The organism is Pararhizobium sp. LjRoot235 (assembly GCF_964254145.1).
Taxonomy (GTDB): domain Bacteria; phylum Pseudomonadota; class Alphaproteobacteria; order Rhizobiales; family Rhizobiaceae; genus Pararhizobium.
On record NZ_CAXUSP020000002.1, the window covers coordinates 800,992 to 827,018 of the forward strand.

The window sequence follows — 26,027 nt, forward strand, 5'->3', positions numbered from 1 at the left end:
TCAGCCGCGAGCAGGCTGGAACAGCTCAACGAAATTCCCGGAAGGATCGATCAACAGGATTTGCGATCCGCCCGGCCCCGTGACGATATCGTTACGGAATTGTACTCCGGCAGTACGTAAACGAACGACCTCTGCAGGCAAATCATCGACGATGAGGTGAATGCGATTCCAGCCGCCAGGCCGCGGTTGTTCGCCGTCGGGCATCGGTCGTCCCGCCGAGCTGGTCGGCCCACTGAGCAATAGCCGTAACGATCCGCGCTTGATGTCGGCAAAAGCGGGTGCGTGACTGGAGAGCAGCGAAAAGCCCAAGTGTCTGGCGTACCATTCGACGGCAGCCTCGACGTCGTCGACCATGTAGCGCACATTGACGATAGTGTCTGACATTCCTGCCTCCTGACCTTAGAACCGCCGAGCAGCTTCGGCCCGGCAGTGACGTGAACACGTGATGTTTTGATATCTCGTCGTCTCGCCCCCTGCCTCGAACTATGCGTTCGGTTGCTTCCAGCGACCTCTGCCCTGCTCTGCTTCAGTGACCACAACCAGCGGGAAGATGGCTATTTCTCCGCGCAGACACTATGCCGATTGGACGAGTATCGATGAAGAAGGTGGGCCGCGCCTATGCTGCCGGTGGACGGTAGCGAATCGACTTTGCCTTTCCCAGGGCTTCTATTGTCTCCTCGACGGTGAGGAGGACCGTGGTCTCGCACGAGCTGAGCGCGCCTCCTGCGCCAATAGCAAGCGCGACAGCCGCCATTGAAACGTTGTCAGGCGCCTCCCACAAATTCCAACCATCATGCTCGCCAAAGGCGTACCAGAACCCGTGCAGCTTTCCGCCTACAGATGCAATGTAAGCACGTGCCGCCTCTCGGCGATCCTCGGGGTTTTCGATCATGCGCGCCCAAGTCTCGGGCGTGTAACTGAAGCGCGTGAGATACATGGCCATGGCTTGCCTCCTCCGTCAGAATAACGCAGTTAACGCTCAAGCTTGGGAGAACGCGAGTCATTTCGAATGTGCGGGTTTGTCGTGCCGGATGAGTTCCACTTTGTCGCTTTTTGGGCCGTGGCGGGAAGACCTGCATAGCCTTCCCACCAGCCGCAAACGGCAAACCCCTACCGTAAGATTTACATTCCAAGTGTAGGCGCTTCAAACGTCGACGTTTGGCGCGCACTTCCTGTCAAACGGGACATTTGCAGTGGATCCAGGAACCGGACAATCATTGACTGCACCCGCATGTTCATTTCCGCGAGTTGCGCAGGTTACGTCCAGCCCGTCGATGCTTCAGGTGCGCCGGGCGAGACGACCGTTTCGAATTGTTCGAGGTGCCGGGCCGCTGCGACCGATTGTCCAGCGATTTTTCCGCCCCTTGATCGTAACCAAGCATTTATATCAAATGGACAATACCCTTTCGAAACAGGCTATCAAACGCCTTCCCGTGGCCCGTGTTGGCACGCGAGTGGCATCATGGAGCGCCTTTCGCAGTGGAATACGTTCCTTCCGGCCTCCGCAATCGCGGCAAATGGCCGTTGCAACCAAGAATGCAGTGAACATTCTTGAATTCAGAGGGTTAATATCGGATCTACATCGAGAGGCACTGCCGTGGATTTCGCGCAGATGATTCGACCGCTTGAAATCTGGTTCAGGACATTCGTGTTGAGCGACTGGACGTTCTACCAGCTCGGGATTATCGCGGTCGGGTACGTGTTCGCCTCCTTCGTCGCATCCAGAACCGAGCCGGCGATGGAAACCAGGGCGCGGCGCATCAAGGGCAACCCAGATCTGCTGCGCGTCATCATCGCCTTCATGCGTCGCCTGAAATGGCTTTTTCTGATCCTCTGGCTGTGGCTTGCGAACGTCATTCTCACACAGGGTACCTGGCCCTCGCAGCGTTGGCTGGTCTCGACGGCGCTGACCCTGGCGGCCGCCTGGTTTGTAATTTCCGTGCTTACCAAGATCATCCGCAACCCGACCTTGTCGCGCGTGGTCGCCATCGTAAGCTGGGGGTACCTCGCCCTATACGCCACCGGGCTTGACGGTCCCGTCCTGTCGACGCTGGATGGTGCCGCTGTCAATCTGGGGGCGATGCGTTTCTCGCTGCTGATCGTCCTAAAGGCGGTTGTCCTAACAATCGCCCTTATCTGGGTCGCAGTGCTGATCGGCAATGTTCTTTCCCATTGGGTCCAACGCTCGGGCGACCTTTCGCCATCGTTCAAAGTGCTGATCAGCAAGATCATCAAGATCGTTCTGATCATAATCTCCGGCGCGATCGCATTGTCCGCGACGGGTATCGATCTCACGGCGCTAACAATCTTTTCGGGTGCTGTCGGTGTTGGAATTGGCTTCGGACTGCAGAAGGTAGTGTCCAATTTCATTTCCGGTATCATCATCCTGCTCGACAAGTCGATCAAGCCCGGCGACACGATCACGCTTGGCGACACGTTCGGATCCATTCGCGATCTCCGTGCACGTTTCGTGTCGGTCATCACCCGCGACGGGAAAGAATACCTTATCCCCAACGAGGACTTCATCTCGCAGCAGGTGGTGAACTGGTCCTTTTCCAGCGACTATGTCCGTATCGATGTCGATTTCGGCACGTCGTACGATAGCAATCCGCATGACGTGGTTCGGATCGCCATCGACACTGCATCGGCCGTTCCCCGCGTCGCTAACGAATACAAGGCCCCGGTCTGCTGGATGACGGCCTATGGTGCCTCCTCGCTGGATTTCCGCCTCCGCTTCTGGATCTCCGATCCGGCAAACGGTCTGACGAATGTGCGCGGCCAAGTTCTGATGGCATTATGGGATGCGTTCAAGGAGGCGGGGATATCTATCCCCTTCCCGCATCGAGAAATCATCATGAAGACGCCTGTGGAGATTCAACGACCGGCGGGGCGGGGCACCGTGAAGACGGACTAGCCAGATCCTTCTTATACTCCCCGGTCTGCTCCTGGTGACACCGTTTTTCTTGGCCGCCTGACAGTTGTTGGCACGCCCCGCCGCCTGGGCCGCGGGGCAGTTGGCCTCCAAGCCCGCGGCTACCTATTGCGACTTTTGAGGATCGTCCGCCGGATTGACATATTTGAGGCCCCATGGGCCATTGGTGGTGATTTGGATGACAGTCTCCTCATCGAAATAAACGAAATGCGCAGTGCCGGGCGGTAACGCGAAGAAACTGCCTGCAGGCAGTGCCTTGGTAGCGCTCCGATCAGCGGTTTCGCCCATCCCAAGATTAGTCGTTCCTGATATGACCGTGACCACCTCATTTGCCGGATGCGTGTGCGGTGCGACCGCATACCCAGACGGCACTTTGAGCCGAAGGGCAAACAAACCTTCCTTGGTGGGATCGCCGAACAAGACTGCCGCTTCTGCTCCCGCAGGAAGCACTTTGGGGGCCGGGGCCCACTTGATATCGTTGGGCGCGATCATTGTGTGCGCATCCTCTGCCGATGCAAAGGAGGCGATCCCGCAGAATCCGATCCAGCCGATTGCAAATATCGATGCGATTTTCATGATAAACCTCCCTGTATCGCCGGGCCTTCCCCCTCGGCTGCGCGCTGGGGCAGGCTCGCGGAACGCCCAGAATAAGCCCGCAGACCACGTCTGAGCAAGCACTCCTCGGCCATTCGAGCACCGAGATCGCCGTGAAAACCGATTCCAGCGTCACCAACGCGACAGTCCAGAGCATGATCAACAGCTACGGCAACATCACGACGCGTGCGTTCCTCGTCTTCCACAACTTCGATCTCGGCCACGGTGCTCGGGACGCGATCGGCGCCTGGCTCGAAGTCAGCCGGAAGCAGGCTTGCCCAGCGTGCGCTTGGAGCCGGTCCGCGACGAGTTATGCGCGATGAGGGCGAGGCCCGCGCTGCGGTGACAGCCCGGGCCTCTTGTCGCTTTTTCCACTAATGGTGGCGGCGACTTTTGGAGGCTTGGCCTCGGGGACCGACAAAGCCTCCAGCCGATCGAAGGAGGTTGCGTCTTGGATCGGCACTTAATATTAGCAATATGAGATATGTTCGCAATGTCAGCGGACATCATCATCATGACGGTTCGCGAGCGAACGGCGTTTGATGTCGTGCACATCACCGCTACGCCTACCGGGTGGGAGAGGTGCCCGCTCGTCGGCCGGTTCGTCCATAAGGCGCACGGTGGTTGGACACCGGCTATAACCAGCTCATCAATCCGGATAGGCGCTTCGATGGCCGGCGGCAGAGCGCACCCCCTTCCTTTGGCATCTCTGAGCGCTGGATAACCGATTAACTGAACGACCTTACCGACAGCATTCGGCTGTCGCTTTTATTGGCCGCGCAAGGTTGGCAGGACAACACTCGCTCTTGCTGTAAGCAAAAGTCGCCATCTATCTATCTGGCGCCGTTTCTTATCCTGGATGCATGGCTTTCCCTCAAAAGCCCTAGCTCCGAAATCGATCGGCTGTTCGAAGAATCCGCTTCGACATTTCGGGGGGCCGGCAGAGATGTCGACAGTTCCCGGCGCGCCGCCGCGCGTGCTCGACATTCGGCGCAAGCGGATGTCGCCCGCGATACGTGTCCAGCGGCTGCAGAGGTGGGAAAGGATTTGGCAAAGTTTCCAATTCCGCATCGAGCGCTATCTCTTGGAATGAGATTTGGCCAGCCCAAGACGAAGGGTCTTCGCGACCGCAGTGATGCCTCGCAAGCCAAGGAGCGACCGGATGGAAAAGGAGAAGTCTGCCATAGCCCTCCAGGCACGGGCGCTCACCAAGATTTACCGGATGGGCACGGTGGAGGTCCATGCTCTGCGCGGCGTTGACGTCGACCTGTACGAAGGCGAACTGGTCGTCCTGCTGGGGCCTTCCGGAAGCGGCAAATCGACCTTGCTCAATATCCTCGGCGGCCTTGATACGCCGAGCGGCGGCTCAGTCATGTTTCGCAATCAGCCTCTGACGATGGACAATGAACGGGCGCTTAATCTCTACCGGCGCAACCACGTTGGCTTCGTCTTTCAGTTCTACAATCTCATACCGAGCCTGACTGCGCGTGAGAACGTCGCTCTTGTCACCGAAATCGCGAAGCATCCGATGCGACCGGCCGACGCACTGACAATGGTGGGACTGGGCGACAGGCTGGATCATTTTCCAGCACAACTCTCGGGCGGAGAACAGCAGCGAGTGGCTATTGGCCGCGCCATCGCCAAGCGGCCGGATCTGCTTCTTTGCGACGAGCCGACGGGGGCGCTCGACAGCAAGACCGGTATCCTCGTTCTGGAAGCGATCCTGAGGATCAACCGGGAACTCGGCACGACCACGGCGCTCATCACTCATAACGCAGTGATTGCCGAGATCGCCAATCGCGTACTCTACTTCGCCGACGGGCGTATTGTGGAGATGCGTCGAAACGCTTTACAGCGCGCCCCTGGCGAACTCGCCTGGTGACCATGATGCGCAGCCTCGACCAAAAGCTTCTTCGTGAACTTTGGCGACTGAAGGCGCAGGTGCTGGCAATCGCACTGGTGATCGCTTCGGGCACGGCTCTGCTCATTATGGCGCTGACGACGATCGAGGCTCTCGAAGAGACGACCACCGCCTACTACGAACGGACGCGTTTTGCCGACGTGTTTGCCCAAACCAAGCGCGCACCGGAACAGCTGGGACGCGATATCGCGGAAATTCCCGGCGTGCGGCTCGTCGAAACGCGCATCGTCGAAGGCGCTATTCTCGATATGGCCGACTTTCCCGAGCCTGTCGTTGCCCAGTTGCTTTCGCTACCCGAACGGGGCCCTCAACTTTTGAACGCATTGGTGATCCGGTCGGGACGTCTCGTCGACCCCACCCGGCCCGATGAGGTGGTCGTGAGCGAACCCTTCGCCGAAGCACACCGATTGAGACCGGGTGACAGTTTCGATGCCATCCTGAGGGGCCGTAAACGCACGCTGCACCTGGTGGGCACTGCGCTCAGCCCGGAATTCGTCTACGCGATCGCGCCCGGCGGCTTGATGCCGGACGACAAGCGTTTTGGCGTCCTATGGATGGGCCGGGATGCGCTGGCGGCAGCCTTCGACCTGCAGGCCTCCTTCAACAGCGTAGCGCTCAGCCTTCTGCCCGATGCAGATGCCAAGGATGTCATTCGGCGGCTCGATAGCCTCCTCGCCCCCTTTGGCGGTGCCGGGGCCTATGGCCGTTCCGATCAGACCTCAAACTGGTTCCTGGAAAGTGAGATTGCCCAGCAGAAGAACATGTCCCGGGTCATGCCAGCCATCTTCCTTGCGGTCGCCGCGTTCCTGACGAACATGGTGATGGCCAGGCTGATTGAAACCGAGCGTCGAGAGATCGGCCTGTTCAAGGCGTTCGGCTACGGCAACTGGGCGATCGGTTGGCACTACGCCAAGATGGTCCTCGTCATCGGGACAATCGGCGTCCTCATCGGCTCGCTGACCGGCGCCTGGCTCGGCCACTGGAACACCGAGCTCTACACCCAGTTCTACCGCTTTCCGTTTCTGCTTTATCGCCCCGGCCCGGCCGGATTCGTGATCGCAGGCGCAATCAGCGTGGTCGCGGCGCTCGCCGGCAGCCTGGCCGCCGTGCGCCGCGCAGTCCGGCTTCCTCCTGCAGAAGCCATGCAGCCCCCCTCCCCGCCGATCTACCGACGAAGCTGGGCGTCGCGAACTGCTCTCGCCGGGGCATTGGACGAGCCGTCGCGGATGATCCTGCGGCGAATAATCCGATGGCCGGTGCGGGCGTTCCTCGCCAGTCTGGGTCTCGCCATGTCGATCGCCGTGCTTATCATGGCGCTACAATGGGTCGACGCTATCGATTCCCTTGCCGAAACCGCCTTCGAGCGCGGACAGCACCAGGACGCGACCGTCGCGTTCGGGGACTTGCAACCCATTGACACGATTGGAGACTTCGAGAACCTCTCCGGAGTGCTGGCGGCGGAACCCTACCGCCATGTGCCGGCGCGCATCAGCCACGGGCATCTTGTCGAGCGCCAGGGTATTATCGGTGTACCGGGCGGCGCCATCCTTAGCCCCATCTTTGACGTCGAGCGCGGACGCATTGAAGTGCCCTCCGGCGGGCTGGTGGTGTCGCGAAAACTGGCCGAACTTCTCGATGTGAAGACTGGCGACACCGTCGCCGTCGAGTTCTTGGAGGGGCGACAGCCGCGGTTGAGCCTTCCCGTCGTGCAGATCTTCGAAACCTATATTGGCAAGCCCGCCTATATGGATATGACCGTCCTAAATCGTTTGGCCGGAGACGGCCGCGTCGTCAGCGGGCTGCACATCCGAGTCGATGCCCTGAGCCGCTCGACCTTGCTGGCGAGGCTCAAGGACATTCCCAATATCGCCGCCGTTCTTTTTCGCCAGGCTGCCATCGATACGTTCTACAAGACGATGGGCGAAACGATCTTCATCTTCATCGGCTTCTTCGTCGTCTTTTCGATGACGCTCGCCGTCGGCGTCACCTACAATTCCATTCGCATCGCGCTCTCCGAGCGGACACGCGATCTCGCGACCCTGCGCGTTCTCGGTTTCAGCCGCTGGGAAATCTCCTACATCCTTCTTGGGGAAGTCGGCATTCTAACGTGGGTCGCCATTCCGCTCGGGGCAATCATCGGCTTTTGCCTTGCGTGGTACATGACCAGTGCCTTCGAGACTGAGCTGTACCGCGTGCCGCTCGTATTGCGGGACGCAACCTACGGCAAGGCTGCCCTGATTGCCCTCGCGGCCACGCTGATCTGCGCCGCCATCGTGCGGCGGCGGCTCGATCGTCTAGATCTGATCGCCGCGCTGAAGACAAGGGAGTAGCCTATGAGCTTCGCAAGACGCAGATTGGCAATCTGGGGCAGCCTTCTCGCCGTTCTGGCAGCTGGCATCGCCTATGCCTTGCGACCGCAGCCGATACAGGTGGACCTCGCCACAGCCGAGACCGGTTTGCTGCGGGTCACTATCGACGAAGAAGGCGAGGCGCGGGTTCGCGACGTGTACACCCTTCACGCACCGCTTCGCGGCCAATTGGAGCGCATCACCGCGGAGCCGGGCGACGTCGTCGAGGCCGGGGAAACACAACTGGCACAAATCGAGCCTGCACAACCGGCCTTTCTGGATGCGCGCACGGAGGCGGAGCAGCAGGCGGCCGTGGAGGCGGCACGGGCGGCGTATAACCTCGCCGCCGCCGAACTCAACAAGGCCAGAGCCGATCTAGCCTTCGCAGAGGGAGAGCGCGCCCGCGCCCGACTCCTGATCGAGCGCAACACGATTTCGCGGCGGGCTCTCGAGGATGCGGAGCGCGCCTATAAGGTTGCGGAAGCCAACCTCGCCACGGCCGAGGCCGCCTTGAATGTACGTCAGCATGAGCTCAACCAAGCGCGGTCGCGCTTGCTATCGCGCCAGGAGATCCGCAGTCGTAGCAGGCCCTGCGAATGCGTGCCGCTAACCGCGCCCGTGAGCGGCGTGGTTCTGCAGGTCATACGCCGCAGCGAAGGGGTCGTTGAGGCTGGAACCCCCTTGATAGAGATCGGCGATCCCGCCGATCTGGAGATCGTAGTCAACTTCCTCTCGGAAGATGCGGTCAAGATCAGGACCGGCCAGAGAGCCATCATCACGGACTGGGGTGGCCAGGACCTGAAGGCGGTCGTACGGCGAATTGACCCCTTCGGGCAAACCAAGGTGTCTGCACTCGGAATTGAGGAGCAACGGGTCGATGTCGTGCTGGATTTTGCCGAGTCAGCTGAGCGTTGGGGCTCGCTCGGACATGGTTATCGCGTCGACGTGCAAGTCATTCTGTTCGAAGGCAACGTCCTCAAATTACCGCTCGGGGCCTTGTTCCGAAAAGATGATCACTGGGCAGTCTTCGTTGCGGATCAGGGACGGGCACAACTGCGGCCCGTTATCGTCGGCCAGCGGAACAGCCTTTCGGTCGAAATCCGCGACGGGATGCGCTCCGGGGAGAAGGTCATCCTCTATCCGAGTGACCGCATCATAAGCGGTGTGGCCATTGTAGAACGCTAATTTAGGTCATGAACTGACCACCGCCGGCGACGGAGGCTCTCAGCAGTACCCTCGGCAGAAGACCAGACCATGGTCCGGGCCGGCAAGCGCGGTCGCAAGCTTGGTCAGGGCAAGGCCGACAGCCCGCCAACGGCGAAGAGGAAGAGCGTCTCACCGAAAATCAGCGCCATGATAAAACGCGAGCGGCAACTCCCGATCTACCGCGCTTGCGACGCAGCCCATGAAGCGATGGGACCCTTGGCGCTTGGCCGCCGGCTGCCGAACTCGCAGCGGTCCTGGCCAATGCCCGTGATCTTGGGAACGGCGCGCGCGGGTGAAGCCTACGCGTCTATCCGCCGGGCGAGATCCTTGTCGAGGTTGGAGCGCCGGATCGGCATTTCGCCCAAGGGCAGTCTTGGTCGATCTAAAGCGTCTTGCAGCTTGGGCTTGCTGCAGTAGGATGCGTTCCGCATGATCGTTGGTTAGCGGCAAGGGAGTTTCCCCATGAGCGCGCCCTTGGAAGAATCCTCAGGAGAGTCTCGGGAAAGACGGACGATACGGCTGTTTCTGTCCGGCGACGTCATGACGGGACGGGGTATCGACCAGGTGATGCGCTACCCCTGTGATCCGGCCCTTCGTGAAGGTTACGTTCACTCGGCGCGGGGTTACGTTCGACTGGCAGAGCAGGCGCATGGGCCGATCCCCCGGAATGCGGACTCATCCTATATATGGGGTGTTGCGCTCGATGAACTCGATCGGTCGCGGGTCGACGCGCGCATCGTCAATCTCGAAACAGCCGTAACCCGCAGCGATGACTATCTTCCGAAAGGCATCAACTATCGCATGAGTCCCGAGAATGCACATTGCCTCACTGCCGCAGGCATCGATTGTTGCACGCTTGCCAACAATCACGTGCTCGATTTCGGGCCTGCCGGGCTATTCGATACATTGGCAACATTGAACGGCCTTTCGATCAAGACGGCCGGTGCCGGGCGTAATCCGGGAGAGGCCAGCGCACCCGCAATTATTGAGGTAGCTGGTAAGAGCCGCGTGCTTGTATTCTCGTTCGCCTCGGTCACAAGCGGTACGCCGCGGAGCTGGGCGGCGACGAAAGAAGCCATGGGCGTGAACCTTTTGGCAGGCCATTTCGATTCAGATGTCCAGTGCATTACCGATCAAATCACCAGAGTCCGTCGGCCGCGCGACGTGATCGTTGTGTCCATTCATTGGGGCGCAAATTGGGGCCATGAAATTCCGGCGGTCCAGCGACGATTTGCGCACGCGCTGATCGCCGATGCTGGGGTTGCCGTAGTGCATGGGCATTCATCGCACCACGCCAAGGCAATCGAAGTCCATCGCGGTCGACTTATTCTTTATGGCTGCGGCGACCTTTTGAACGACTACGAGGGAATTAGGGGATACGAGGAGTACAGGGGCGACTTGTGTCTAATGTATTTAGCCGACATCGATTCCATGACCGGCGGTCTCGCGGCGCTTGAAATGGTGCCCCTTCAGATAAGGCAGTTTCGTCTCGTTCGGTCCTCGAAAGGAGATGTCGAATGGCTCCGTCAAACGCTAGATCGGGTGAGCCTGCGATTGGGGGCAAGCATAATACAGATGCGAAACGGGCGACTTGCCCTGCTTTGGCACGAGAAGCGAGCGGGGTGAGATAAGATGTTATGCAGACTTCCGCATGCGTACCGCGTCTCGATCTCGTCTCGCTGCGGAGAGCCCGATCTCGGGGGGGCTGGCAAAACCCGAACAATCGCAAGCCATGGCGCAGACAAGTGGCGCGCAAACCCTGCCGACATGATCCCTCGGACGAGGACAGACGTGATTTCAGCTTAATCTACGGCCGCGGCCTCACGCGCGCGGGACCGACCGGGCGGCTTATCTGCCTCGTCATTGGCGTCTTGGTCACAGTGCCGTCAGCGATCGAAAGCATGCTATCGTAGAATTCCTCGCCTTTCGCAGACTTCGGAGGCGTGGCGTCGTGCATGACGCTGATCACCGTGGCTCCGGGGCAGTTGTCCCGAATGGCCTGGTGAAACGCGATGGTCGCCTCGCTGTCGAGGGCGCTCGTCGGTTCATCGAGGAAAATGAGCCCCGGGCGCAGTAGCAGAATTCGCGCCAGCACGAGTTTCTGCTTCTGGCCGCCGGAAAGAAGCTGGTCCCAGCTTTGATTATCTCTGCCTTCCTCGACAAGGTCGCCGGCAAAGTGAGCGAGACCGGCCTTACCGAGCGCCGCTGACACTTCCGCGTCCGAGCGGTCGGCATCGGGCAGGCAGACCAGCTCCCTCAACGACACTGCTGGCAGATGTACGTCCTGCGCGGCAAAGAAAGTCCGCACGCTCCTTGGCAACACGATCTTACCGCGGCCGTGCGGCCAGAGGCCGTTGATCGCCCTGAGCAAGGACGACTTGCCGCTACCCGAGTCCCCGACGAGGAGCGTCCATTCACCAGATTTGAAATGAAGGTGCCCGGCCCGGATGAAGGGTTCATCATCGTCCGGATGCATCAGTTCAAGATGCTCGATCGACAGGCCAGACTGCGCATGCTGCTCGTCATAGAGCAGTTCGGAAAGTCCGGTGCGGGCATGGAATTCGCGCGGCTGCTGCACGTCCTCGATCGCCTGTGCAAGGTCGGTTACGCGACGAGCGTTCGCCCTTAGCTGCGCAATGTCAGGCATCACGTGGATGAACCATGAACAATCGTTGATGATCGCGTTGGCCAACTCGGCGCCGGTAACGTAGGCCTGCAGGCTGATCTTGTTCTCGACATAGGGAAGCAGTCCCGGCGCGTAGGCAACGATGCGAGAGCCGAAGAAGTTGTAGACGAGCTCGAAACCCATATAGATCGCTGTCAGGATGTTGAGGCTCGCCCAGGTACGGTCGACCTCGAGATAGCGTCGCCTGTGGAGTCGCCCTTGTGCTCCCTCCCCACCAGCGGCCGCTACGTGGAAGCTGCGGTTGAGGAGCGTCGTCAGCTCTCGACGATAGCTGCCCTCGGCCGATTGCATTCTGACATCCAGCCTTTGCTGGATCGCTCCGAGCTTGGCTGCCAGCAACGTGCTGATGGGGACGTAGGCGATGGCGGCTGCAGCCGTCAGACAGGCGCTGGCATAACTGCCAAAGAACTCCAGTCCGCTGACCTCTGTCGAGGTCTCGATAATCTTGCCGCCGACGAAGAACAGCGACAGAACTACGCCGGCGACCCCCATGGCGAGACCGATGGCGCCACCGGTCATGCCCTTGATCGATTCTTGGATACGCTGATCGATATTGTCCGGTACTGCAGCCTTCGTCGGGACGGTCTTCGCCGGACCTTGCTGCAGGTGAAAATGCGTGTGATTGCGATCGAGCAGTGCATCATTGAAGCGACGGTCGAGCCAGACGCGCCATTTGCGATGCAGACTCGTCGAGAAGAAGTGGCGGACTGCCGTGAACCCAATTTCCTTGACCACGACGATCGTCGCCAACGTTGCAGCGCTCGAAAGAATGGTCTTGAGCGTTGTCGGGTTTTCAGGGTGGTGAAGAAAGGCGATCGCGCTCACAAGTTGGCCCGACGCTTCCGCAAACCAGACGCTGGCCATTGCTGACAGCGCCGTAAGCACGAGGATGATCGCCGCAAGCCCCCAAGCCTCGTGCCATCGGTCGGTGAACCAATAGGCGAACATCAGCCCCCAAAAGCTGCGCATCGAAGAAACGGGGGTAGACTGCGGCTGCTTTTTCAATCGAGGCTCCACCAGAGAGGCGGTCGGAAACGACGTGATCAAGTCGCTGACCGAGAAACGTGAGCCCAATTGAGCACATTCGGATTGGTGCTGTCGGGCGGTCAATGACCAGGCCGTGCATATAAGTCGGCGAAAGCCGCTGGAAGCTGGTTAAGTCAGCATGATAGTAGTGTTAAAAGCTCCGGTCATATTCAAGGCGGTCAGCCATCTTCGGACAAGTTTCCAAGCGCGAGAGCGATTTTAAAAGTCCAGCAACGCATTGTCGACCACTTCCTTCATCACGAAAAAAGTGCGGGTCTGGCGCACGCCGGGTAATGCGATCAACTGCGTGCCGTGGATTCGGTTGAAGTCCGCCATGTCGCCGACACGGATTTTCAGGAAATAGTCGAAGTCTCCTGCGACCAGATTGCAATCCAGCACGAAGTTCAACTTGGCGACCGCCTTTTCGAATGCGCCGAAGCTTTCCGGCGTCGAGCGGTCCAGCACCACGCCCACCATGACCAAAGCGCCGCGACCGACCTTCTGCGGCTCGATCATTGCCCGCACGGACGTGATATAGCCCTCTTCGAACAGCCGCTGCGTACGGCGATGGCAGGTGGCGGCGCTGACATCGACCAGCTGCGCGAGTTCCGCATTGCTGAGCCGGCCGTTTTTCTGCAGCAGGCGCAGCATTTTCAGGTCGATACGATCCAGTTCAGAGGCCATGAAAGAATCTTCCGAGAATAGAGGATATTGTGAAATCTATCTCTCTTGTTTTCGAAGATTGTATCAGCCTTACAAAATCTGAACACCATCTTTGAGAGCACCTTTCATTGAAGTGGTGCTAGCGTTTCCTTCGCGTCACAATAAGGAGAAGCGATCCCATGCTGGAGAAATTCGAGCGCTATCCGCTCACATTCGGACGGACCCATATCGAGAAGCTGGAACGGCTTTCAAAACATCTCGGCGGCAAGGTCGAGCTCTATGCCAAGCGCGAGGATTGCAATTCTGGCCTGGCCTTCGGTGGCAACAAGCTGCGTAAGCTGGAATACATCATTCCCGATGCGATCGCCTCGAAGGCCGACACACTGGTGTCGATCGGCGGCGTGCAGTCAAACCATACGCGCATGATCGCCGCGGTCGCGGCCAAGATCGGCTTCAAATGCCGACTGGTCCAGGAAAGCTGGGTGCCGCATGAAGATGCTGTCTATGATCGCGTCGGCAATATACTGCTGAGCCGCATCATGGGAGCCGATGTTCAGATGGTCGACGAAGGCTTCGACATCGGCATCCGTCAGAGCTGGGAAGAAGCGATCGAGGATGTCAAGGCCAAAGGTGGCAAACCCTATCCGATCCCGGCCGGCGCTTCCGTGCATAAATATGGCGGTCTGGGTTATGTCGGCTTTGCTGAAGAGGTCCGCGCCCAGGAAGCCGAGCTCGGCTTCAAGTTCGACTACATCATTGTCTGCACGGTGACCGGCTCCACCCATGCCGGCATGACCGTCGGCTTTGCCAAGGATGGCCGTGAGCGCACTGTCATCGGTATCGATGCCTCCTTCACCCCGGCCCAGACCAAGGCGCAGGTGCTAGAGATTGCCCAGCGCACCGCCGAATTGGTCGAGCTTGGCCGAGAACTGATGGCAGACGACATCATCCTGATCGAAGACTATGCCTATCCGGTCTATGGTGTGCCGTCGGACGAGACGAAGGAAGCCATCCGGCTCTGCGCTCGCCTCGAAGGCATGATCACCGATCCGGTCTATGAGGGCAAGTCGATGCAGGGCCTGATTGATCTGGTAAAAAAGGGCTATTTCCCAGAGGGTTCCAAGGTGCTCTACGCCCATTTGGGCGGTGCACCGGCAATCAACGGATATGCCTACACGTTCCGCAATGGCTGATGCCTTGCCAAACCCGTCCGGCCGGAAAATACCCGGCCGGACGTCGCAGACATGGGTAACCGGATAGGGCCGGAGCAAAGCGAAAAGCAGACGGGCGACCACTCAACCCTCGGATAAGGCGATCGCAATGCTCGTGCATTCACCTCGCATGTGTTTTGCCTGCGACCACCGTTCCTCACTCTCTGTAAGAGGCATCGGTCCGGTTGAGCTTCGATTTGAGGTAGTCGAAGTGTGCGAAAGCCATGCCCTTGTAGGCACGCCAGCCTTCGGCAGTTTTTTGGGCGACCTCATCGGACAAGATGTTCAGAGCCTGTCCGGTCGAATAGGCTAATATCAGGGTTTTCGCGGCTTTTTCGAAGAAATAGAGATCCTCGAATGCCTCTGCGACCGTATCACCGGTACAAGTCACTCCGTGATTGCCCATTATCAGAGTTTTGTTCTTGCCGAGTGATTGAGCCAGTCTTGTGCCTTCTTCGGCTTCATCCGCGATGCCACCGAAGCCGAGATCAATGCCGAGCGCGCCGAAGAAGCGCGCTGTGTTGTTGTCGATCGGCTTCATCGACGGATCCTTGAGCGTGGAAAGCGCCGTTGCATAGGGCGGATGGCAGTGCAGCAGCACGCGCACTGAGGGGCACTCGCGATGCAGCGTGCCGTGAATCGTCCATGCTGAAGCGTCAGGGGCGTCGGGATCATTCATCACCGTCGGATCATCCGCATCGAGCAGCAAAAGATCGCTTGCCCGGATCGATCCGAAATGTCTCCACTTCGGGTTCATTAGGAACCGCTTGCCGTCTGCGGAGACGGCTGCGCTGAAATGATTGCCTACGGATTCGCTCCAGCCGAATTCGACACAGAGACGGAAGGCGGCCGCCAGATCGATTCGCAATTGCGCAAAATCGTCGCCGGCAATACCGATAGATGAATTAAGTCCGCTCATTTGAATCGCCCTTCTGACGTTAGCGCGCGATAGGTGCTGCGCATCTCACCACGGTCGGCATAGCAACCGCGCAGATAGCGCTCGCCGCTGGTCGCTGAATAGGCTGACCGACCATGCACGATGCGGTGATTGTCAAAAACGATGCATTCCGTGGCTTTCAGGGTGAAGCGCATCAGGTATTGGTCGGACTGCAGCATGCGCCCAAAACGGCAGAATGCCGGATAGTATTGATCGAGGAAGGTCTGCGGCAGGTCGAAGATATCGGCCATATGCTGGCTGATGGTGACCCCGGACACCTCTCCGTCTTTATCCAGCTCGATGACCCTCTGGCGGGAGCGAACATCATACCTGTCGTGCTCGCAGTAATAAGGGATTTCCGTCTCCGACAGAAGCTTGAAATCTTCGGGAAATTCTTTCTTCAGGTCATTGGCGACGGCCACACCGTCGAGAAAGAGGTTCCGGCCACCTTCGACGGTATTGGCTCGGCAATGCAAGAACTGCACGCCAGGAGCCATTTCTTCCGCAGGGGTATCGGTATGCAACTCCAGCGCCTTCGCCGTATAGGCAAGGTTTGTCGGTTTGATATGCGTGCGCACGTCAAAATATTCGCCGAAGAATGTCGGGCGCACATGCCCCATCAGGCGGACCAACTCTGTCAGTCCCTCATTGCTGTCTGGCATGTCCGTCACGATTGCGACGCCTTCAACAATGATCGCTTCCAGCCACTTGGCGACGGTGGACTTGTTTGCAAGAAGGTCCGGTTGCGCAAACCTCGCTATCGCCGGATAGTGATCCGAATACCACGCCCGCCGTGGACGATCTGCAGGGTCGGGCCGGCGCTTGCCGCCATCATATTGCGCCAGCCAATCCAGCGGATAGCGACTTTTATGTCCTTCATCTTTCCAGACGATCTCCAAGGCACCATCGACCACTGCGACCCGCGCCGGGACAGGCGCGCCGTCAAGATGGAAAACATCGAAAACACGTTCGCGCGTCTGACTGTCGAACGATGTCGGGCAATTGTCTCGCAGCCAATAATAATTGAAATAGCTTGCTGCTCCACCTGTCACGCGGAGATGGAGGCCGCGGTGGTCCAGTCTCACAGGCACACTCGTATCCATTTCACCCTCTTTTCCACTTATATTAATCATGAGGGTTTACTTGAAAACCCATTGTTTATGGAGAATATTGCCGGGATACGCTAATTTGAATATCGAAAAAAATGCACATTATATAAGTTGGGAGTTATATTGGATACTCGCTTGCCTCCCCTTCGGCTGTTAACGGTTTTCGAGACGGTGTTGCGCGCAGGCAGCGTCCAAAAGGCAGCATCGGATCTAAACGTGACACAGCCAGCCGTCAGCCAGTCGCTCAAGGCGCTTGAAGACCATGTCGGGACACGACTGCTGGATCGTAGCAAGCGCCCCTCCACGCTCACGGAAGCGGGCAGGATCCTGCACGTCGGCATTTCGGAAGGGTTTGGACGAATTACGGACGCCTTCGTCCAGATACGTTCTCTTCAGAATGCAGCAGAACAATCTGTCACCGTTGCCAGCAGCATTGGTACGGCAACCTACTGGCTCATGCCACGACTGGCGGACTTTTACAGCGAGCATCAAAACATCGCGGTGAACGTGCTGACCACGGCGGGTGCGCCGGAGTTCCAACCTGGGGTGGATCTCATCATCCGCTACGGTACAGGCAACTGGAAAGATGGTCGAAGCATCAAGCTCTTTGATGAGAAAGTTGTACCCGTCTGTAGCCCGGCAGTTGTAGATCGGATTGAGGCGGAGGGAGGTCTTTCGACCGCAACCTTGCTGCATGTCAGGAGCGACGACAACAGCTGGCTCACATGGAAGGACTATCTGAGCCTCAACGGATTGCCCGAAAATCGCGCGCTCGGCCGCTATTTTACCAACTACGTTCAGGCGACGCAGGCCGCCTTGTCAGGCCAAGGGATGTTGCTCGGATGGGAATCGAACGCCGGTGACCTTGTGCGCGAGGGGCGCCTCGTCGCGTTTGGCGCAACGGCTTATCATCCCAAGGAAGCGTTTTTTCTGGTTTGTCCCGCCGCGGCAGAGCGAAGGGAGGCGGTGGAGCTTCTCACGGGATGGATCACGAACCTTCGATATTGAAATGATGCCAAAAAAAGCTGGTTGAGTACCATGACCCTGCTGGCGACGCTGATGAGCAATCTCGGCGGCCATTGCCTGGAGGCGCTGACCGAGGTTTCCGCTTGTCATTGATCACGACCGCAGGTCGGGTCTTCCTCGCCTATATAATCAAGGGGTGGTAACCCACTACAAGGACAACTGTGCCGGCCTGACGACGAGCCAGTTGGCCGAAGAGCGCGACCCCGCCGGCATTTGTCGATTGCTATCAATGCAGCTCGGCTCGAGACGTTCTCTTTTGTTGCCATGTGGTGAAAGCCACTCCGGCAACGGCGGCGCAAAGTCGCTTCTCGCGATATCCGGCCAAGTCTTTTGAAGGACGATGATGGACATAGTTCCACGCCATTCTGCGCGAAGAATGAAGAACATCGGAGGCGATTCATGTTTACCCAGAACCAGACTGCGGTCGTCGCATTTCTCAACGATGCCGACACTTATGGACATGGAACCGACGCCGTTGAAACGATCGAAACGCACATCTCCTGCATCTTTCTCGTGGGCGATCGCGCCTTCAAGATGAAGCGTGCGGTCAAGTTGCCCTATGTGGATTTTTCGTCGCCGACGCTGCGCCTGAGGGCCTGCAGGAGGGAAGTCGAGCTGAACGCGACGACAGCGCCGGGTCTATATATCGGTGTTCGACGAATAATGCGCGACAAAGAGGGCCGCCTCAGTTTCGATAACGGGGAAGAGCTTGTCGATGCCGTTGTCGAAATGGTTCGTTTCGATCAGGGCTCATTGTTCGATCGTATGGCCATCGAGGGCAGGCTGAACGCCGAGCTTATGACGCGAGCGGCACGCATGATCGCTCGCTTTCATCGCGGCGCTCCAATCGCCCACCAAGGCCCCGGTTCGGCGAATATCGCCGCCGTGCTCGGCATTAACGCCGCGGGTTTCGCCACCAGCCGGGTTTTCAATGCCAACGAGCTTGCAGCCTTCGATCTTGCATTCCAGAGGAAGCTGGCAGCTCATGCACCACTGCTGGATGCGCGTGAAGCGGCCGGAAAGGTGAGGCGTTGCCATGGCGACCTGCACCTTCGCAATATCTGCCTTCTCGATGGCGAGCCGCGGTTGTTCGATTGCATCGAGTTCAACGATCAGATCGCCACGGTCGATACGCTTTACGACCTTGCTTTTCTGCTTATGGACCTCTGGCATCGCGGTTTCCCGCAACTCGCGAACCTGGTGATGAATCGATACCTTGATGAATCGGATGACGAAGACGGCTTCGTGCTTTTGCCTTACCTCATGGCAATTCGCGCGGCGGTAAGGGCCCATGTCACCGCCACGCAGGTCGAGGAAGGCAGCAATGACGCGGGACTTGTCGCTGAGGCCCGAGCCTATTTCGATCTGGCGCTCACTTTGATTAATACAGAGCCGCCGCGACTGATCGTCATTGGTGGTTTGAGCGGTTCCGGCAAGACAACTGTGGCAGAAATGTTGGCAGCGCAATTCGGTTCGCCTCCGGGCGGAAGGGTTGTCGAGAGCGACCGCATTCGCAAGGCCATGCACGGGGTTTCGGCCGAAACAAGGCTTCCGCCCACCGCCTATCGTCCGGACGTATCTGAAAGGGTGTATCGCGAGATGGAACGTCGCGCCGCCTCGGTCTTGAATGCGGGCGGCTCCGTCATCGTTAACGCGGTGTTCGACAAGGCCATCAACCGCGAGCGGATCGAGAAGGTGGCGCGTGAGGCTCAGGTGCCGTGCACGACTGTTTGGCTCGAGGCGGATCCGGCAGTCCTTCGCCAGCGCGTCGCTGCCAGGCTGGCTGGACCGTCCGATGCGGACCTAGATATCCTCGCGGGGCAACTTGGTGGCGAGACAGGGAATATTCCCTGGTCTAGGATCAACGTTGAGCGAGGGGCGGACCAAATCGTCCGCGAGATCTTGGAGCGAAGAGTGCGCCTTCTTGGAAATCGTCAATGACGCAGAGGTACCCAAAAGCCTCAGCTCGCGTTACCTCGGACGACAGACCCGATTAACAGAGTCGGCGCAGGGCCTGTCGACGCTCTCAGGATCAGGTGGCTCTCGAGCGGTGCCGGGCGGGCAGGAATCTTGCCGCTCAAACAGGCCAGGAGATAGTCTGCCGCCTGCCTGCCGATTTCGGCGTTATCGACACGCATGGTCGTCAGCGGCGGATCGGTTTGCTCCGCCATTGCCGCGTCGTCGAAACCCGTTATCGAAAGCTCATCCGGCACACGGAGACTCAGGACGCGGGCTTCGATCAGCGCGCCGATTGCCAGCGCGTCGTTGCCGCAGACGACCGCAGTCGGGCGCGGCCCGGGAGCCCCCATGATTGCGCGCAGGCTCTGCCGGCCAAAAACGATGCTCGAAGGCCCCTCGTGCACGTGCTGCGGCCTGAGTGCCAGACCTTCCTCGGCCAGCGCTTGGCGCAAACCCTTGAGGCGGGCAACGACACGGTCGTTGTCGATCGACGGCTGATGGATCAGGGCAAAATCACGATGCCCGAGATCGAGCAGGTGCCGAGCAATGCGACGGAAAGCGGCGGCATTGTCGAAGCCGATGCAGGGATGCGGGGAGCCGGGGCGATAAGAATAGGTGACCACGAACGGCACGCCACGCGCGGCGATGGTCTCGAACATGCCAGGGCGGTGGGATTCGCCGACGATGGCCAGCGCCTCGACGCCGCGCGCCAGCATGGTGCGCACCTGATTGACGGCCTGGTCGGCGTCGTAGTTGGAGCAGCCGATCAGAACGGTGACGCCGTCGGCCGAGAGCCGGGTCTGCAGCGCGCCGACCTGCGAGGCGAAGACATCGTTGTCGAGCGTCGGGATGAGCACGCCGGCGAGCCAAGTGCGCCTGCTCGCCAGTGCGGCACCGGCCGGATGCGGCATCCAGCCGAGTTCGGCCGCTGCCTGGAGAACCTTTTCGCGAATCTCAGGTGCAACCTTTTCCGGTGCGTTAAACGCACGTGAGACGGTGGCCGTCGAAACGCCAACGAGCGCCGCAATATCCAGCGCGCGCGGTTGCGAGCGTCCATTGCTGTCTTTACCTCCACGCCCCATGCCAACCATGTCCTTTCTCAATCGATTAGATTTGTATACGCTTACAGTACTTTTTCAAAGTTATTTCCCAGTTATTTCCCAGCATCTTTGCGTTCAGTTGACAAAGAACGCGAAACTGATATGTAAGCGCTTACATCAAGTGAGGCTGTTGGGAGGCGGCCGTGCGAGCATCGACTGATGCGCATGGTCTTGCTGCAGCTGGTCCTGGAGGAGGCACACCCTTGGTCGCGATACGCAAATTCTTGCTGAACCCCTTGCAGTTCGTCATCGCCGCCTGCCTGGCAGTCATGGTGATACTCGTCTTCGGTAATGTCGTGTTGCGTTACGCCTTCAACACCGGGATCTCCGTATCGGATGAGCTGTCGCGGCTGCTGTTCGTCTGGATGGTTTTCCTCGGGGCCGCCGTAACGCTCTTCGAGCAGGCGCATCTCGGCGTCGATACACTGGTGCGCCGGTTGTCGCGCAAGGGGCGTATTGTCTGCTTCGCGCTTTCCAACCTGCTGATGCTCTACACGACCTGGCTGATATTCTCGGGCACCTGGCGACAGGCGGGGATCAATCTCGGCATGACGACGCCGGTGATGGGCGTATCGCAGGCCTGGTTCTTCGTTCCGGTGCTGGTCTTCACGGTGCTTGCAGCCGGCTGGTTCTGCTTATCGCTGCTGCGCTCGCTGAGTGGGCGGATGAGCGACGAGGAGCTCATCGGAGTCAGGGAGTCAGAAGAGGATTTTGACATCAGCGCGCTGCCGTCGTCCGGCAAGGAGGCGCCGTCACGCTGAAGGCCCTCGCGGCGTTTCCATAGCGCCGCGCCGGCGCCTTTTTCAAAGTTCGCGGCCGCAAGTCGACGGGACGTGTTCCCCGGTCATAAGCGCCAAAGAGTTGATCCGCCATGACAATTCTCATTTTCATAACAGCCCTTCTCGCCGCCATGGCAATCGGTATGCCTATCGCCTATGCGCTGCTCATTTGCGGTGTGGCACTGATGGTGCAGCTCGCCATGTTCGATCCGCAAATCCTGGCGCAGAACCTTGTGAGCGGCACGGACAGCTTCACGCTGCTTGCGGTACCCTTCTTCATGCTTGCGGGCGAGGTGATGAATGCCGGCGGGCTGTCCAAACGAATCGTGGCACTTGCCCTGACGCTGGTCGGCCATGTGCGCGGCGGGCTCGGCTATGTCGCGATTATCGCCGCCTGCGTTCTCTCCGCGCTCTCCGGATCCGCAGTTGCAGACGCGGCCGCACTCGGGGCGCTCTTGGTGCCGATGATGGTCAAGGCCGGGCACGACAAGGCGCGCTCGGCTGGCCTTGTGGCCTCCGCCTCGGTCATCGGGCCGATCATTCCACCCTCCATCGCCTTCATCCTCTTCGGCGTCACCGCCAACCTGTCGATCTCCAAGCTCTTCATGGCCGGCATTGCGCCTGGCCTGATGATCGGTGCCGGCCTTGCCGTCGCCTGGTGGATCATGGTGCGCAAGGAAGACATCCAGCTCAGGCCGCGCGCTAGCGGCGCTGAGCGGCTGAGGGCATTGCGTGAAAGCCTGTGGGCGCTCGGCCTGCCGGTCATCATCATCTTCGGCCTGAAATTCGGCCTGTTCACGCCGACCGAGGCCGCCGTGGTCGCCGCCGTCTATGCGCTGTTCGTTGCCACCTGCGTCTACCGTGAACTGAGCCTCGGTCAGCTCTATGCGGTCTTCGTCTCTTCCGCCAAGGTGACCAGTGTCGTCATCTTCCTCGTTGCAGCGGCCCTCGTTTCGGCCTGGCTGATCACCATCGCCGACCTGCCCGGACAGGTGGTCGAGCTACTCTCGCCGTTCATGGACCGCCCAAAGCTGCTGATGCTGATGATTATGATCCTTGTCGTCGTTCATTGGCACGGCGATGGATATGGCGCCGACCATCCTCATCCTCGCGCCGGTGCTGGTGCCCGTGGTTCAGGCAGCCGGCATCGACCCGATCTATTTCGGCGTACTGTTCATCATCAACAATTCCATCGGCCTCGTCACGCCGCCTGTCGGCACCGTGCTCAACGTCGTGGCGGGCGTTTCTCGGATCAATATGGAAACCGTCATCAGGGGCGTCACGCCCTTCATGGTCGCGCAACTCGTCGTGCTCGGGCTAATGGTCGCCTTTCCCGAACTCGTTACCGTGCCCGCCGGCTGGCTGGGACGTTGATTTTTCGAATTTTTCGCATCGTAACACGGAGGAAAGCGATATGCGTAAAACTCTCATGGCCTTCATGGCCGGCCTGCTGCTGGCATCAGTCTCGCCGCCTGCGGCAAACGCCGAAATCCGCGAACAGATCATCCGTTGCGCCAGCGCCGGGGCTGAAGGCTCGCCGCTGGTGATCGGCCAGCGTAAATTCGCTGAGATGGTCAAGGAAAAGAGCGGCGGCAAGATCGACGTCAAGGTGTTTCCGGCCGGCATGCTCGGCGGCGACCTGCAGTCAGTCGCCTCGTTGCAGGGAGGCCTTCTGCAGATGTCGGTCATGAATGCCGGCCTGATGGCGAGCCTCGCGCCCGATTTCGCCCTGCTCGACCTGCCGTTCCTGTTCGAAAACGCGAAGGAAGCCGATGCGGTGATGGACGGCGAGGTCGGCAAGAGCTTCACCGAGGAACTCGCAGACAAGAACCTCGTCGTCCTCGCCTATTGGGAACTCGGTTTCCGCAACCTGACCAATAGCCGCCGCCCAGTCGAGAAGGTTGACGATATAGAGGGCCTGAAAATCCGCGTCGTGCAATCGCCGATCTATCTGGAAATGTTCCAGGCACTCGGGGCCAATGCCGTGCCGATGCCCTTCCCGGAGGTCTATACCGCGCTCGAAACAGGCACGGTCGACGGGCAGGAAAACCCGGCGCCAAGCATCCTGACGGCCAAGCTCAACGAAGTGCAGAAATACATCACGCTGACCCGCCACACCTATAACCCGATGGTGCTGCTGTTCTCCAAGCCCCTATGGGAACAACTGGACCAGGAAGAGAGGGATCTGCTTCAAGCGGCGGCGAGCGAGGCGGCGGCATTCCAGCGCCAGCTTTCACGTGATGCGGATGCGAAAGCCGTCGAGGCACTCGCCGCTTCGGGCATGACGGTGACCAAGTTGCCGCCCGAGGAAATCGCCCGTTTCCGCGAGAAAACCAAACCGGTTGCCGACAAGTTCGCGGCTTCCGCGAACCCGGACCTGGTAAAGGCTCTGACCGACACGATCCAGCGCGTGCGCGCCGCAAACTGAAAATTCGAATATCGGGATGGAGGGGGCTCGCCCTCCATCCCTTCCTTCCCATCAAAGTCGAGGCTGATTGCTCATGTACACACCCAACCGCCTGAAAGCCCATCTGGCCGCCGGTCATGTCGCGTTCGGATGCTGGATCGGCGGCGGCTCGCCGACCAATGCCGAAATCCTCGGTCACATTGGTTTCGATTTCCTGCTCGTTGATCACGAGCACGGCGTTGGCGAAACCCGCGAGATCATCGACACGCTGCGTGCGGTTGAGACGACACCTTCGCCGGCGCTGGTGCGCATTCCGTGGAACGACCACGTCTTCCTGAAGCGGGTGCTGGACGCGGGCGTGCAATCGGTCATGATCCCTTCCGTCGATACGGCGGAGGCGGCCCTCGCCGCCGTGAGGGCCTGCCGCTATCCGCCAGCGGGCATTCGCGGCTATGCGGCCGGGGTCGTACGCGCCTCTACCTTCGGGCTGGAGCCGGACTACATCCACAAGGCCAACGAGAACATGCTCATCGCTGTACAGATCGAGTCCCACACGGCCGTCGACAATGCGGCGGGTATCGCTGCGGTCGAGGGCGCGGACATCATCTTCATCGGCGTCAACGATCTGGCCGGATCGATCGGCCGGCTGGAGCAGACTGGGCATCCGGAGGTGCGCGAAATGGTGCGCCGGGCGGAGGAGGCGATCCTCGCCTCCGGCAAGATCATGGGCACAGTGCCGAACGCCGGTGCTTCCGTCCGCGACCTGATCGACCGCGGCTACCGCGCCATCGCCGGCCCGCACGATGTGGCACTGCTGCGCGACGCCGGGCTGGCGGCGATGGCCGATTATCGCGAACTTTGTCAATCCGATACCGACGGTAAGAAGGCTGCAGCGACGAACCACATGCAGAAATCCTACTGATGTGCGGGGTATCGCAAAGTCGACAGCAGTGTGCCAGCACGGTTCGGTGGACAGGCTCGCTGCCGGCGGCCTAGGCCAAGCGTGAACTTCACCGCACCAGCTTTCTCGTGACGTTGCGGAGGCAGCTCAGTCCTGTAGCAGGGTGAAGACCGAGCAGGGATGGGCGATACCGCGCAATAGGTGCTCGCCTAAGGGGATCAAAGCCGTCGTCGTCTCCGTCGCCGCCGCGCCCGAGATGAGCACACTGCGACCAAGGGGCTTGCATAGTCCTTCGAGCCGGCTGACCAGATTTACCGCGGGACCGATGGCGGTAAAGTCCAGCCGGTCGGCCGCGCCGATATTGCCCCATAATATCTCGCCGAAATGCAGTGCCACTCCAAAGGGCAGCGGAGACAGCCCTTGCGCCTGCCGCACTGCGTCGAGATGGGCCATCCCGGCGCGAGCGGCGGCGATCGCGCGCAACGCCGCCTCGCAGGCTTCGCTTGGCGCGCCGGTGACCGGGAAAATCGCCAGCACGCCATCGCCGATGAACTTCAGCACCTCACCCCCGAAAGCATGCACCGCCCCGGTGATGCGGTCGAACCAGGCGTCGAGGGCGGCGATCACCGCTGCGGGCTCCGTCACCTCGGACATGGCGGTAAAGTCGCGCAGATCGGCACAGAGCAGTGCAGCGCGGATCGTCTCCCCGGTGCCGCGGCGCAACGTGCCGGCCTGCACCCGGGCGGCACTACGCCGGCCGAGATAGGCCTCGAGCAGCGCCGTCAGCGCCGCCCGCGCGCCCAAGGCGGCTAAGGGCGCCGCGGCAAAGCGCGCAGCTTGGCGCAGCCGTCCGGCTTCGGAGGGGGCGAATGGCCTGGCTCCGGCCCAGCCCAGCACCGGGTTATCCAGTGCCGAAGCCGCGACAGTGTCCTCCTGCACCGGGCCTAGCCCGGCCAGCCAGTTGCGCCCCGCTTGGCTGGGCGGACCGCCGACGAAACCCAGCGCCTCCATCACCGCTCCAGTCTCTGCCCGCCACAGCCACGTGCGGCGGGCGATGATCGGATGCGCCACCGCGAGCGTCAGAGCCCCACCGGCAAGTGGCAGGCCGTCGGCCAGCAGCCGGTCGCCGAGCTCGGCCAGAAACGATTCAGGGCTGGGCGAGGCACCGGCCTCGTCAACCAGCCAGGCAAGGGGCGCGGGTAGATCCATGCATCGATCATGC

21 protein-coding genes and 1 pseudogene are annotated in these 26,027 nt (G+C 60.0%); 13 read left to right on the forward strand and 9 right to left on the reverse strand.

The window, feature by feature from the left end; all coding sequences use genetic code 11:
• Together ACSQ2Z_RS24525 and ACSQ2Z_RS24530 are read right to left on the reverse strand one after the other, a co-directional pair.
• Positions 1-384, reverse strand: a complete 384-nt coding sequence (locus ACSQ2Z_RS24525; RefSeq protein ID WP_436083808.1) for a VOC family protein — start codon at positions 382-384, stop codon at positions 1-3.
• Between the two features lie 232 nt (positions 385-616).
• Positions 617-943 (reverse strand): GYD domain-containing protein, encoded by a 327-nt coding sequence (locus tag ACSQ2Z_RS24530; RefSeq protein WP_436083809.1) that lies wholly within the window; start codon positions 941-943, stop codon positions 617-619.
• A gap of 669 nt (positions 944-1,612) precedes the next feature.
• Here ACSQ2Z_RS24530 and ACSQ2Z_RS24535 point away from each other — a divergent pair.
• Complete coding sequence (locus ACSQ2Z_RS24535) at positions 1,613-2,914, forward strand: mechanosensitive ion channel family protein (RefSeq protein WP_436083810.1); 1,302 nt, start codon at positions 1,613-1,615, stop codon at positions 2,912-2,914.
• A 123-nt stretch (positions 2,915-3,037) separates the two neighbouring features.
• Here the strand turns inward: ACSQ2Z_RS24535 and ACSQ2Z_RS24540 are convergent, their stop codons facing one another.
• A complete protein-coding gene (locus tag ACSQ2Z_RS24540; protein WP_436083811.1) occupies positions 3,038-3,508 on the reverse strand; it encodes a cupin domain-containing protein in 471 nt (156 codons plus the stop codon).
• A 131-nt stretch (positions 3,509-3,639) separates the two neighbouring features.
• On the opposite strand from ACSQ2Z_RS24540, the gene ACSQ2Z_RS24545 reads away from it, so the two are divergent.
• From ACSQ2Z_RS24545 to ACSQ2Z_RS24565, 5 genes are all read left to right on the forward strand, one after another.
• A complete protein-coding gene (locus ACSQ2Z_RS24545; protein WP_436083812.1) occupies positions 3,640-3,849 on the forward strand; it encodes a hypothetical protein in 210 nt (69 codons plus the stop codon).
• 839 nt (positions 3,850-4,688) lie between these two features.
• Positions 4,689-5,408 (forward strand): ABC transporter ATP-binding protein, encoded by a 720-nt coding sequence (locus ACSQ2Z_RS24550; RefSeq protein WP_436083813.1) that lies wholly within the window; start codon positions 4,689-4,691, stop codon positions 5,406-5,408.
• Positions 5,409-5,413: 5 nt separating this feature from the next.
• Positions 5,414-7,777, forward strand: coding sequence for an ABC transporter permease (locus tag ACSQ2Z_RS24555; RefSeq protein WP_436083814.1), 2,364 nt, complete (start codon positions 5,414-5,416; stop codon positions 7,775-7,777).
• A 3-nt stretch (positions 7,778-7,780) separates the two neighbouring features.
• Positions 7,781-8,980 carry an efflux RND transporter periplasmic adaptor subunit gene (locus ACSQ2Z_RS24560; protein WP_436083815.1) on the forward strand — a complete coding sequence of 400 codons (1,200 nt, stop codon included), beginning with the start codon at positions 7,781-7,783 and terminating at the stop codon, positions 8,978-8,980.
• A 483-nt stretch (positions 8,981-9,463) separates the two neighbouring features.
• A complete protein-coding gene (locus ACSQ2Z_RS24565; protein ID WP_436083816.1) occupies positions 9,464-10,627 on the forward strand; it encodes a CapA family protein in 1,164 nt (387 codons plus the stop codon).
• Between the two features lie 181 nt (positions 10,628-10,808).
• Here the strand turns inward: ACSQ2Z_RS24565 and ACSQ2Z_RS24570 are convergent, their stop codons facing one another.
• Both ACSQ2Z_RS24570 and ACSQ2Z_RS24575 read right to left on the reverse strand, forming a co-directional pair.
• On the reverse strand, positions 10,809-12,656 hold the full coding sequence (locus ACSQ2Z_RS24570) for an ABC transporter ATP-binding protein/permease (RefSeq protein WP_436084146.1): 1,848 nt from the start codon (positions 12,654-12,656) through the stop codon (positions 10,809-10,811).
• A gap of 276 nt (positions 12,657-12,932) precedes the next feature.
• A complete protein-coding gene (locus ACSQ2Z_RS24575; protein ID WP_436083817.1) occupies positions 12,933-13,397 on the reverse strand; it encodes an Lrp/AsnC family transcriptional regulator in 465 nt (154 codons plus the stop codon).
• A 158-nt stretch (positions 13,398-13,555) separates the two neighbouring features.
• Between ACSQ2Z_RS24575 and ACSQ2Z_RS24580 the strand changes: the two genes are divergently transcribed.
• Positions 13,556-14,569 (forward strand): 1-aminocyclopropane-1-carboxylate deaminase, encoded by a 1,014-nt coding sequence (locus tag ACSQ2Z_RS24580; protein WP_436083818.1) that lies wholly within the window; start codon positions 13,556-13,558, stop codon positions 14,567-14,569.
• A gap of 175 nt (positions 14,570-14,744) precedes the next feature.
• On the opposite strand, the gene ACSQ2Z_RS24585 is transcribed toward ACSQ2Z_RS24580, so the two are convergent.
• A complete protein-coding gene (locus ACSQ2Z_RS24585) occupies positions 14,745-15,506 on the reverse strand; it encodes a class II aldolase/adducin family protein (protein WP_436083819.1) in 762 nt (253 codons plus the stop codon).
• Complete coding sequence (locus tag ACSQ2Z_RS24590; protein WP_436083820.1) at positions 15,503-16,657, reverse strand: TauD/TfdA family dioxygenase; 1,155 nt, start codon at positions 16,655-16,657, stop codon at positions 15,503-15,505. The genes ACSQ2Z_RS24585 and ACSQ2Z_RS24590 overlap by 4 nt, the downstream gene beginning before the upstream one ends.
• Before the next feature lie 111 nt (positions 16,658-16,768).
• Between ACSQ2Z_RS24590 and ACSQ2Z_RS24595 the strand changes: the two genes are divergently transcribed.
• Together ACSQ2Z_RS24595 and ACSQ2Z_RS24600 are read left to right on the forward strand one after the other, a co-directional pair.
• A complete protein-coding gene (locus ACSQ2Z_RS24595; RefSeq protein ID WP_436084147.1) occupies positions 16,769-17,641 on the forward strand; it encodes a LysR family transcriptional regulator in 873 nt (290 codons plus the stop codon).
• Positions 17,642-18,058: 417 nt separating this feature from the next.
• Positions 18,059-19,600 carry an AAA family ATPase gene (locus ACSQ2Z_RS24600; RefSeq protein ID WP_436084148.1) on the forward strand — a complete coding sequence of 514 codons (1,542 nt, stop codon included), beginning with the start codon at positions 18,059-18,061 and terminating at the stop codon, positions 19,598-19,600.
• A 20-nt stretch (positions 19,601-19,620) separates the two neighbouring features.
• On the opposite strand, the gene ACSQ2Z_RS24605 is transcribed toward ACSQ2Z_RS24600, so the two are convergent.
• Positions 19,621-20,700 carry a LacI family DNA-binding transcriptional regulator gene (locus tag ACSQ2Z_RS24605; RefSeq protein ID WP_436083821.1) on the reverse strand — a complete coding sequence of 360 codons (1,080 nt, stop codon included), beginning with the start codon at positions 20,698-20,700 and terminating at the stop codon, positions 19,621-19,623.
• A 221-nt stretch (positions 20,701-20,921) separates the two neighbouring features.
• Here ACSQ2Z_RS24605 and ACSQ2Z_RS24610 point away from each other — a divergent pair, with 221 nt between their 5' ends.
• The 4 genes and pseudogenes from ACSQ2Z_RS24610 to ACSQ2Z_RS24625 all read left to right on the forward strand — a co-directional run bounded on the left by ACSQ2Z_RS24610 (position 20,922) and on the right by ACSQ2Z_RS24625 (position 24,826).
• Positions 20,922-21,479 carry a TRAP transporter small permease gene (locus ACSQ2Z_RS24610; protein WP_436083822.1) on the forward strand — a complete coding sequence of 186 codons (558 nt, stop codon included), beginning with the start codon at positions 20,922-20,924 and terminating at the stop codon, positions 21,477-21,479.
• A 110-nt stretch (positions 21,480-21,589) separates the two neighbouring features.
• Positions 21,590-22,871 (forward strand): annotated as a pseudogene (locus ACSQ2Z_RS24615) (TRAP transporter large permease subunit).
• Positions 22,872-22,911: 40 nt separating this feature from the next.
• Positions 22,912-23,925, forward strand: a complete 1,014-nt coding sequence (locus ACSQ2Z_RS24620) for a TRAP transporter substrate-binding protein (protein WP_436083823.1) — start codon at positions 22,912-22,914, stop codon at positions 23,923-23,925.
• Positions 23,926-23,998: 73 nt separating this feature from the next.
• Positions 23,999-24,826, forward strand: coding sequence for an HpcH/HpaI aldolase family protein (locus ACSQ2Z_RS24625; RefSeq protein ID WP_436083824.1), 828 nt, complete (start codon positions 23,999-24,001; stop codon positions 24,824-24,826).
• 126 nt (positions 24,827-24,952) lie between these two features.
• Here the strand turns inward: ACSQ2Z_RS24625 and ACSQ2Z_RS24630 are convergent, their stop codons facing one another.
• The gene (locus tag ACSQ2Z_RS24630; protein WP_436083825.1) at positions 24,953-26,014 is read right to left on the reverse strand and encodes an adenylate/guanylate cyclase domain-containing protein; all 1,062 of its coding nucleotides are present in this window, start codon (positions 26,012-26,014) and stop codon (positions 24,953-24,955) included.
• Positions 26,015-26,027 lie beyond the last annotated feature (13 nt).

Coding starts and splice junctions, on each gene's coding strand:
- ACSQ2Z_RS24530 (WP_436083809.1), bottom strand. CDS start 943: ATGGCCATGTATCTCACGCGCTTCAGTTACACGCCCGAGACTTGGGCG.
- ACSQ2Z_RS24570 (WP_436084146.1), bottom strand. CDS start 12,656: ATGCGCAGCTTTTGGGGGCTGATGTTCGCCTATTGGTTCACCGACCGA.
- ACSQ2Z_RS24555 (WP_436083814.1), top strand. CDS start 5,414: ATGCGCAGCCTCGACCAAAAGCTTCTTCGTGAACTTTGGCGACTGAAG.
- ACSQ2Z_RS24600 (WP_436084148.1), top strand. CDS start 18,059: ATGTTTACCCAGAACCAGACTGCGGTCGTCGCATTTCTCAACGATGCC.
- ACSQ2Z_RS24565 (WP_436083816.1), top strand. CDS start 9,464: ATGAGCGCGCCCTTGGAAGAATCCTCAGGAGAGTCTCGGGAAAGACGG.
- ACSQ2Z_RS24580 (WP_436083818.1), top strand. CDS start 13,556: ATGCTGGAGAAATTCGAGCGCTATCCGCTCACATTCGGACGGACCCAT.
- ACSQ2Z_RS24630 (WP_436083825.1), bottom strand. CDS start 26,014: ATGGATCTACCCGCGCCCCTTGCCTGGCTGGTTGACGAGGCCGGTGCC.
- ACSQ2Z_RS24575 (WP_436083817.1), bottom strand. CDS start 13,397: ATGGCCTCTGAACTGGATCGTATCGACCTGAAAATGCTGCGCCTGCTG.
- ACSQ2Z_RS24625 (WP_436083824.1), top strand. CDS start 23,999: ATGTACACACCCAACCGCCTGAAAGCCCATCTGGCCGCCGGTCATGTC.
- ACSQ2Z_RS24620 (WP_436083823.1), top strand. CDS start 22,912: ATGCGTAAAACTCTCATGGCCTTCATGGCCGGCCTGCTGCTGGCATCA.
- ACSQ2Z_RS24525 (WP_436083808.1), bottom strand. CDS start 384: ATGTCAGACACTATCGTCAATGTGCGCTACATGGTCGACGACGTCGAG.
- ACSQ2Z_RS24535 (WP_436083810.1), top strand. CDS start 1,613: ATGATTCGACCGCTTGAAATCTGGTTCAGGACATTCGTGTTGAGCGAC.
- ACSQ2Z_RS24560 (WP_436083815.1), top strand. CDS start 7,781: ATGAGCTTCGCAAGACGCAGATTGGCAATCTGGGGCAGCCTTCTCGCC.
- ACSQ2Z_RS24550 (WP_436083813.1), top strand. CDS start 4,689: ATGGAAAAGGAGAAGTCTGCCATAGCCCTCCAGGCACGGGCGCTCACC.
- ACSQ2Z_RS24540 (WP_436083811.1), bottom strand. CDS start 3,508: ATGAAAATCGCATCGATATTTGCAATCGGCTGGATCGGATTCTGCGGG.
- ACSQ2Z_RS24585 (WP_436083819.1), bottom strand. CDS start 15,506: ATGAGCGGACTTAATTCATCTATCGGTATTGCCGGCGACGATTTTGCG.
- ACSQ2Z_RS24605 (WP_436083821.1), bottom strand. CDS start 20,700: ATGGGGCGTGGAGGTAAAGACAGCAATGGACGCTCGCAACCGCGCGCG.
- ACSQ2Z_RS24590 (WP_436083820.1), bottom strand. CDS start 16,657: ATGATTAATATAAGTGGAAAAGAGGGTGAAATGGATACGAGTGTGCCT.